The organism is Alcanivorax sp. HI0044, assembly GCF_001634945.1.
Genome location: NZ_LWEZ01001234.1, coordinates 1 through 7,572 on the forward strand (window position 1 = coordinate 1; position 7,572 = coordinate 7,572).

Below are 7,572 nucleotides of genomic sequence, written 5' to 3' on the forward strand. Positions count from 1 at the left end.
TGCAGAAGCGCGCTATCTGGAAAACGAACAGCAGGAAATGCGCCAGCGCCAGGCCGAAACCGTGCGCCCGGCCACGGTGCCAGAAAACACCCCGCCGCCCGCACCGCCGAACCTGATCCCCATACGCGATCTGTGATCCGGCCCGCTGTCATCCGGCCTCGCAAAGGGAGGCCGACCGGGGCTCAGCCCTGATCCGCCGCCCGCAGACACTGGGCGAAACCGGCGCTGAGCTCCGCTAACCAGGGCAAGTATTCCTGTTGTGACGAATCACGGCCCAGCGGATCCAGGGGCTGGACATAACAATCCGGGCACAGGCGCTTGAGCAAGCCGACCCGGGCCTCCGGTTCCTGCACCGCGCAACGCACCTGCTGATCCCGAACCTGCCCTGCCAGGGTGACAAAACGCCGGCTGCCCGGCCCCGCATCCAGCTGTTCCGACACCACCAAGGGTTCCGCCAGCCCCAGGCTCTCGCTCAGGTAACCCCAGGGTTGGTGATAGCTCAGCCAGGGCACCCGGGCCAACGGCGCCAGCCGCTCGCGCTCCGCCTGCAACTGATTTTCGGCCGCCTGCTGCCACTGCTGCGGCTGACCCGGCCGCAACCCCGCCGGGAAACGCTGACCCACCGCCCCCGCCAATAACACCATGTTGTCCACGGACAGCCACAGGTGCGGGTCGGTGATGGCGTCATGGCTGGCGTGCGCATCGTGGTCGTGGTGATGATCGTGTCCACCATCACGACGGCGCACTCCTTCCAGGGTCAGCAAGGCCACCGACGACCCCTGGCGACGGGCCACCAGCGGTGCCAGCGGCGCCTCCACCCCGGCCCCCAGCCACACCATCAGGTCCGCCTGCTGAACCGCCAACACCTGCCGGGGGGAGAACGCCAGCTGGTGCGGATTCTGATTGGCTTGCAACAGGGTCGTTACCGTGACGCTATCGCCGTACAGGCTGCGCAGCACCTTGGCCAGCGGCTCCACACTGGCCACCACGGTCTGGCTCCAGACAGGAGAGCAAAGCAAAAGCAAAGTTGTTAACCAGAGACGACGCATGGGGTTCCTCATGTACGGCCAGACAGGAAGGAGCAAGTTGAAAGTTCAAAGTTCAAAAACGCGGGATGGCAGCGGTGCCAACCATCAAACCTTCGTGGTCGCGATTTCCTTACCCAAAAGCGGATCGTTAGGGCCGTGCGGCGCGGCTGAAGCGGCTGCCGTGTGGCACCGGGCATAACCCGCGCTTTTGAACTTTAAACCTTGAACTTTCAACTCGCTCTCCGCCTTCAGTGCAGGCGAAAGAGCGGCAGTATATCATTGCGCCTTTGTACTTCGGGCCCTTTCTTATGTCAGAACCTCTGGTCACGGTGCAGTCGGTGTCTGTAACCCTCGGCGGCAATGCGGTGCTGTCTGACGTCAGCCTGACCCTGGCGCCCGGCCGCATTACCACCCTGATCGGACCCAACGGGGCCGGCAAGAGCACCCTGGCGCGGCTGGTGCTGGGACTGGTGCAACCGGATAGCCACAATGGCAACACCAGCGGCACCATCAACCGCCGCAAGGGCCTGCGGGTGGGCTACATGCCCCAGCACATCAAGATTGATGACAGCCTGCCACTCACCGTGGATCGTTTTTTGTGGCTGGCCGCGCCGGGACCCACGGCCTCCCGCCGGGCCGCACTGGAGCGGGCCGGGGTGGCCCATCTGCGCCGGCGCGGCGTGCAGCAGTTGTCCGGCGGCGAGATGCAGCGGGTACTCCTGGCCCGGGCCTTGCTGCGCAAGCCGGACCTGCTGGTGCTGGATGAACCCGCCCAGGGGGTGGACGTGGCCGGGCAGAATGCCCTCTATGGCTTGCTCAAAACCGTCCGCGACGAGCTCGGCTGCGCGATTTTGCTGATTTCCCACGATCTGCATCTGGTGATGGCCGCCACCGACGAGGTGATCTGCCTGCAGCGCCACGTCTGCTGCTCCGGCAGCCCGGAATCGGTGAGCCGGGACCCGGCCTACCACGAGCTGTTCGGCCCCGGCGCCGGCACCCCGAACCTGGCCCTGTACACCCACGATCATGATCACGACCATGATCTGCACGGCAATGCCACCCATTCCCACGAGCACAGCCACACGCATCACCACGACCACGACGGGCCCTGCAACCATGATTGAACTTTTACTGCCGCCGCTGCTGGCCGGGCTCGCCGTGGCTCTGGTATCCGGCCCCATGGGCGCCTTTGTGGTGTGGCGACGCATGGCCTTCTTCGGCGACACCCTGGCCCACGGCGCCCTGCTGGGCGCCGCGCTGGGGCTGGCGCTGGATATCAGCCTGTACGTGGCGGTGGTGGCCGTGTGTCTGGGCCTGGCCGCGGCGCTGAGTGCCTTGCAACGGCAACGGCAGCTGGCCGGTGACACCCTGCTGGGCATTGTCGCCCACACCACCCTGGCGTTGGGGGTTATTGCCATTAGCCTGCAAACCGGCATCCAGGTGGATCTGTTCGCCTATCTGTTCGGGGATCTGCTGGCCGTGGGCTGGCAGGACGTGATCGGCCTGTGGGTGGGCGCCATCGTCATCTTGCTGCTGATGCTGTGGCAGTGGCGGGCGCTGCTGAGCATTACCGTCAACGAAGAGCTGGCCCAGGTAGAAGGCATCGCCGTACAGCGCACCCGATTATTGCTGATGCTGTTGCTGGCCCTGCTGATTGCCGGCGCTATTCGTACCGTGGGCGTGCTGCTGATCACCTCGTTACTGGTGATTCCCGCTGCCAGCGCCCGCCGGCTGACCCACACCCCGGCGCAGATGGCTGCGGTGGCCAGCGTGTTGGGCACCGGGTCGGTGCTGGCCGGGCTGGCGGTGAGCTGGTTCGCCAATACCCCGGTGGGGCCGTCTATCGTGGTGGCCGCCAGCAGTTTGTTTGTGCTGACGCTGCTACGGCGGAGTTCATGAGTATTCTTATGTAGGAGTACCTCTTGAGGTGCGAACCCGAGCCTTGGCGAGGCGATCATGTTGATTGGCTGTCAGCCATGTTTCTGAAACCTGTCGAGCCCTGAGACTCCTGATCGCCCTACGGGCCATTTCCGCGTTTGCACGCGGTTCGCGCCTCAAGAGGCACTCCTACAGCGGCTCCGTAGACAGATTGTAGAAGTGACCCGAATGAATCTGACCCTTAACCAACGCATCTGGATGCTGGCCTGGCCGTTGTTGCTGTCGAACCTGACCGCGCCACTGCTGGGGCTGGTGGATACGGCGGTGGTGGGGCACCTGGCGCACCCGCGCTACCTGGCGGCGGTGGCGCTGGGCAGCAACTTCTTCATGTTCCTGTATTTCTCCTTCAACTTCCTGCGCATGGGCACCACCGGGTTTGCCTCGCAGGCGCGGGGCGGGGAACGGGACACCCGGGTGGTGTTACTGCGTGGCTTGTTGTTATCCACGTTGCTCGGGCTCGGCCTGATTCTGTTGTCACCACTGCTGCGTGATACCGGCCTGTGGTTACTGGGAGGCAGTGACGCCGTGCAACACCTGGCGCAGGATTACATCAATATCCGCATTCTTGGCGCCCCCGCCGCGCTGGCCAACTTTGCCCTGATCGGCTTCGCCATCGGCACCCACAACACCCGCGTCCCTTTAAAAATGACCGTGCTGATGCACAGCACCAATGCGCTGCTGGATGTGCTGCTGGTGCAGGTCTGGCATCTGGATGTGCGCGGCGTGGCTATCGCCAGCGCCTGTGCCGAATATGTGGGCCTGGCCGGCGGGCTGTTCTGGCTGCGCGCTGCCCTGCGCCCACCTGCCAACCGGGAAACCCTGTGGCAGCCGTCGGCGATTCTGGCCTTGATGGCGGTAAACCGGGATATCTTTATCCGCAGCCTGGCGCTACTCACCTGTTTCTTTTTCTTCACCGCCCAGGGCGCCCGGCTTGGTGATGCGACGCTGGCGGCCAACGCCGTGCTGATTACCTTTCTGTTATTGCTGAGCAACCTGCTGGATGGCTTTGCCAATGCCGCCGAGGCGCTGGTTGGCGAGGCCCATGGCCAGCAGGACCCGCGGGCCTTCCGGGCAGCCGTGCAGGCGACCGGGCGCTGGACTGTGGCCTGCGCCGTGTTGGCGCTGCTGGCTTTTGCCCTGGGAGGCGCACCACTGATTCACCTGCTGACCGACCTGCCTTCGATCCGCGACACCGCCGTCACTTACCTGCCCTGGATGCTATTACTGCCACTTACCGCCAGCGCCGGGTTCTGGCTGGATGGCATTTTTGTGGGCGCCACCTGGGGCGCTGCCATGCGCAACACCATGCTGGCGTCGGTGGTCATGTTCTTCTTGCTCTGGCTGTGCACCCGCAGCTGGGGAAACCATGGCTTGTGGTTAACCATGAATGGCTTCATGGCCACCCGTGGCGCCTTCATGGGCTGGGTGCTGTGGCGCCGGCGCGTCAATCCGGGTCATTAATATCGCGATGGTCCCGGCCAGGCTTGTTCTGGTACATGCGCCGGTCAGCGGAACGCAACAACACATCCGCGTCTTCAAAATGTTCAGGGCCGGTCTGCACCACTCCCATGCTGACGCTGACCTCCGGCAACCGCTCGGCCAGTAACCGCCGTATGCGCTGGCAATACGCGAGCTCAGCCTGCTCCTCGGTGCTATTGGCCAGCACCACACAAAACTCATCGCCGCCGTAGCGCACGCAGGTGTCTTCCCCCCTGGCGGTTTCCTGCAGCACCTTGCCGAGCTCGGTCAGCACCCGGTCACCGTAGGCATGGCCGCGCAGATCATTGATCCCCTTGAAATCGTCCACGTCCACGAAAATCAGGGCCACCGGCTCCTTGCGGCGCTGCGCCGCTTTCAGCGTACGATGCAGCGCTTCCAGCAGATAGCGGCGGGTTGTCAGGCCAGTGAGGGCATCGGTGCGTAGCTGGCCATTGCGCATGGCCACCGTTTCTTCCAGCGCCTTGGCATACTCTTCGGTGCGATTCTTCACCGCCTCGATTTCCGATACCAGGCTCAAGATGTAGGTTTCAAATACCAGGGTGACATCAAAATAGATCAGCTTGTCCAGCGCCAGTAACGCCCGGTCGCGCTCGGCACTGGTCCCCATGGCATCGGTAATATTCTTTACCAGCAGGCTGTGCAGCAGATACACCGCGGACAGGTAGAATTTTGGCTCCACACCAATGCGCTTGTGCACCAGGCCGATACGCAAGCGGTTGTTGGTGTATTCCAGATCGTAAACGCCGGCAAACAGATCCATGATGTAGCGGCGCTGGGCGTTCTCCAGCCGCTCCAGGGTGTCGGCATCGCCGATCAGGGAGGCAATATCCGGGTTGCTGGTCTGGATGCCGTAGAAGGTTTCCACGATATCATCCAGACGGTTTTCCACATGGGTGCGACACTGCAGTAGCGCGGCCACATCCTGATTATCGAACTCCAGCAGACGCTTGCGCCCATCGATTTCCATCTCGGTGATGCGCATCTGCTCGAGCAACGTTTTCATGGTTGAATGCATGCCTTTCCCCTCCGGCCTCAGCAGGCCCCCCTGGCCCATGCAAACTCGCGAGTCCGCTTAATCATACCCCCCGGCATAAAGATCGCCATAGCCCCAAACGAGGTAGCATCACCAAGAGAGACCAACGGTCAGAGCCGGGAAGCTGAACGGGAATCGGAAAGCAGAGATTGGCAGAAAGGGAAAAGAAGAGGGAATAGCCAGGCCGGGCAGGAAACTGCCCGGCCCCGGCAGAATCAGCGTTTCAGGGCACCATCACGGTCGAGCTTGCCGACTACGCTCTTGGCGTAACCTTCCGCACCGCTTTTCAGGTTATAGGGGTTCATGCTGCGGGACTGGGCCTGCCACACCGGCTTTTCTGTCTCGACGTTATAAAGCTGGGTCTGCAGGTAGTAATCAGTGGCATTCTGGTAGTAGCCGGGCTGGTATACCGCGCTGTAGCTGTAACCCACATAGGGGCCGTAACCCAGGTACATGGGCGCCGATGCCATGGGCAGGTAATCCACCGTGGGCGGCATGTATTCGTCACGCTCCTGGCTCTTCAACAGCGTGATCACCATGACGCCATCGGAGCCGCTCTCTTTCACCGCCTGCTCCACCTTGCTGCGAAAATCCGCCGCCTGCTGGTTAGCGGCGGGCAGGGTGGCGCTAGCCAGGGTAGCCTCCACATTGCGCTTGGCCAGACTCTTCTTCACTTGCTGTTCCACCGCCGCAGAGGCCACTGCATTTTCTGACAACACCAGCACATACAGGTGCGCAAAGCTCGGCCGAGCTTCGCCGGTTTTGGTTTGCCAGGTGGAATTGGTTTCGGTGGTAGTGGCGCAGGCCGCCAGCAACAGGGCCGCACAGAAAGCAAAGGCACGTTGAACCATCTGCATGGGTAATCCTTCGATATGCAGAGTAAAGTGCTGACAGAGTAAGGCGTTTTACGCGCAGAGGCCACAGCGATCACCAAGAAGAAAGGTCTTTCCTCTGTGCTCTCTGTGGCCTCTGTGGTTAATCCGGTTGTGGTTTTGAGCGTCCGGCGTCAGGCGTCCAGCGGCGAAGCCTACTTTTTGCCACCGGGCATGATGAATTTCATCAGGGTCATAAACCACATCAACTGACCAGGATCACCTTCGATCTTGATATCACCGGCCTGCATGCCTTCCATAAAGGCCATCTGGTTCTTGCCCGCCTGTTGCAGAGTGGCAAAAGCGTAGCTGGCGTTCTTGAAGTTCAGGGTCACGGTGGGCTCACTGTGAATGCCGGCCTTGGATACCACCTTGCCGGGCATAAAATGAAAACTGCGCGCCGGCTTGCCCGCGAAAGTCCGCCACTGCATCACCACATTGCGGTTCTCCAGTTGCTTTTGAAAGCCAGCGTTACGCGACGCCAGCCAGCGCAGCCGCCAACCGAGCACCAGCAAAACCAGTGAAAACTTCATGGGCCGTCCTTAATCAAATCAGCAACACGCCACATGCTACACGCACCACCGGTGTGATACGTGAAGCCTGTTGCGTCCCTACGGCATGACTGCCGGCAGTTCCTTGTTGAGCTTCATCTTCTCTTTCACCGCTTCACCGGTGAGGGCGTAGCCCAGCAGGCTGCCGTCCTTGCCACGGAACAGGGCTTGTACGGTGTTGCCATCCGCTTCCACTTCCCAATCGCCTTCGCTGCCGTCCGCAGCAGGGCAGACCACCACCGGGCACGCCGGGGTCTTGATGGTCACCGGCATGACGCCGTAGCTGACTTCAGTGGTATCGCCGGCCAGGGTTTTCGCCAGGGCACGGGCGGAGGCCATCAGCGGCAGGACGTAGGGCAGCACATGACCCTGTACTTCGGCGCAGTCACCCAGCGCATAGATGTCGTCCGCGCTGGTACGCAAGGTCTTGTCGGTGAGGATGCCACGGTTGGTGTCCAGGCCGGCTTCCTTGGCCATGCCAATACGCGGGCGCAGGCCGATGGCCGAGAGCACCACGTCGGACTCCAGTTTGCTGCCGTCGGACAGCTCGGTGACCAGTTGACCGTTTTCGCCGTGGTGTACCGCCTTGGCCAGCGGGCCAAAATGGAACTGCACCCCCAGCTCCGCCAGGCCACGGCCCACGGCTTCGG

At 62.3% G+C, this 7,572-nt stretch carries 8 protein-coding genes; 3 read left to right on the plus strand and 5 right to left on the minus strand.

The window, feature by feature from the left end:
* Positions 1 to 182 precede the first annotated feature (182 nt).
* On the minus strand, positions 183 to 989 hold the full coding sequence (locus A3730_RS17470; RefSeq protein WP_231880616.1) for a metal ABC transporter substrate-binding protein: 807 nt from the start codon (positions 987 to 989) through the stop codon (positions 183 to 185).
* 347 nt (positions 990 to 1,336) lie between these two features.
* Here A3730_RS17470 and znuC point away from each other — a divergent pair, with 347 nt between their 5' ends.
* The 3 genes from znuC (at position 1,337) to A3730_RS17485 (ending at position 4,427) form a co-directional block, all read left to right on the plus strand.
* Complete coding sequence (znuC, locus tag A3730_RS17475) at positions 1,337 to 2,152, plus strand: zinc ABC transporter ATP-binding protein ZnuC (RefSeq protein ID WP_063520025.1); 816 nt, start codon at positions 1,337 to 1,339, stop codon at positions 2,150 to 2,152.
* Complete coding sequence (gene znuB, locus A3730_RS17480; protein WP_063520018.1) at positions 2,145 to 2,927, plus strand: zinc ABC transporter permease subunit ZnuB; 783 nt, start codon at positions 2,145 to 2,147, stop codon at positions 2,925 to 2,927. The genes znuC and znuB overlap by 8 nt, the downstream gene beginning before the upstream one ends.
* Before the next feature lie 207 nt (positions 2,928 to 3,134).
* Positions 3,135 to 4,427 (plus strand): MATE family efflux transporter, encoded by a 1,293-nt coding sequence (locus A3730_RS17485; RefSeq protein WP_063520019.1) that lies wholly within the window; start codon positions 3,135 to 3,137, stop codon positions 4,425 to 4,427.
* Here the strand turns inward: A3730_RS17485 and A3730_RS17490 are convergent.
* The 4 genes from A3730_RS17490 to A3730_RS17505 form a co-directional block, all read right to left on the minus strand.
* Positions 4,411 to 5,481 carry a GGDEF domain-containing protein gene (locus A3730_RS17490; RefSeq protein WP_063520020.1) on the minus strand — a complete coding sequence of 357 codons (1,071 nt, stop codon included), beginning with the start codon at positions 5,479 to 5,481 and terminating at the stop codon, positions 4,411 to 4,413. The two genes, A3730_RS17485 and A3730_RS17490, sit on opposite strands and share 17 nt — an antisense overlap.
* A 233-nt stretch (positions 5,482 to 5,714) precedes the next feature.
* On the minus strand, positions 5,715 to 6,356 hold the full coding sequence (locus tag A3730_RS17495) for a hypothetical protein (RefSeq protein WP_063520021.1): 642 nt from the start codon (positions 6,354 to 6,356) through the stop codon (positions 5,715 to 5,717).
* Positions 6,357 to 6,526: 170 nt separating this feature from the next.
* Positions 6,527 to 6,904, minus strand: coding sequence for a hypothetical protein (locus A3730_RS17500; protein WP_063520022.1), 378 nt, complete (start codon positions 6,902 to 6,904; stop codon positions 6,527 to 6,529).
* A gap of 78 nt (positions 6,905 to 6,982) precedes the next feature.
* Positions 6,983 to 7,572 (minus strand): FAD-dependent oxidoreductase (locus tag A3730_RS17505; protein ID WP_197477511.1); only part of this gene is annotated, 590 nt, incomplete at its 5' end.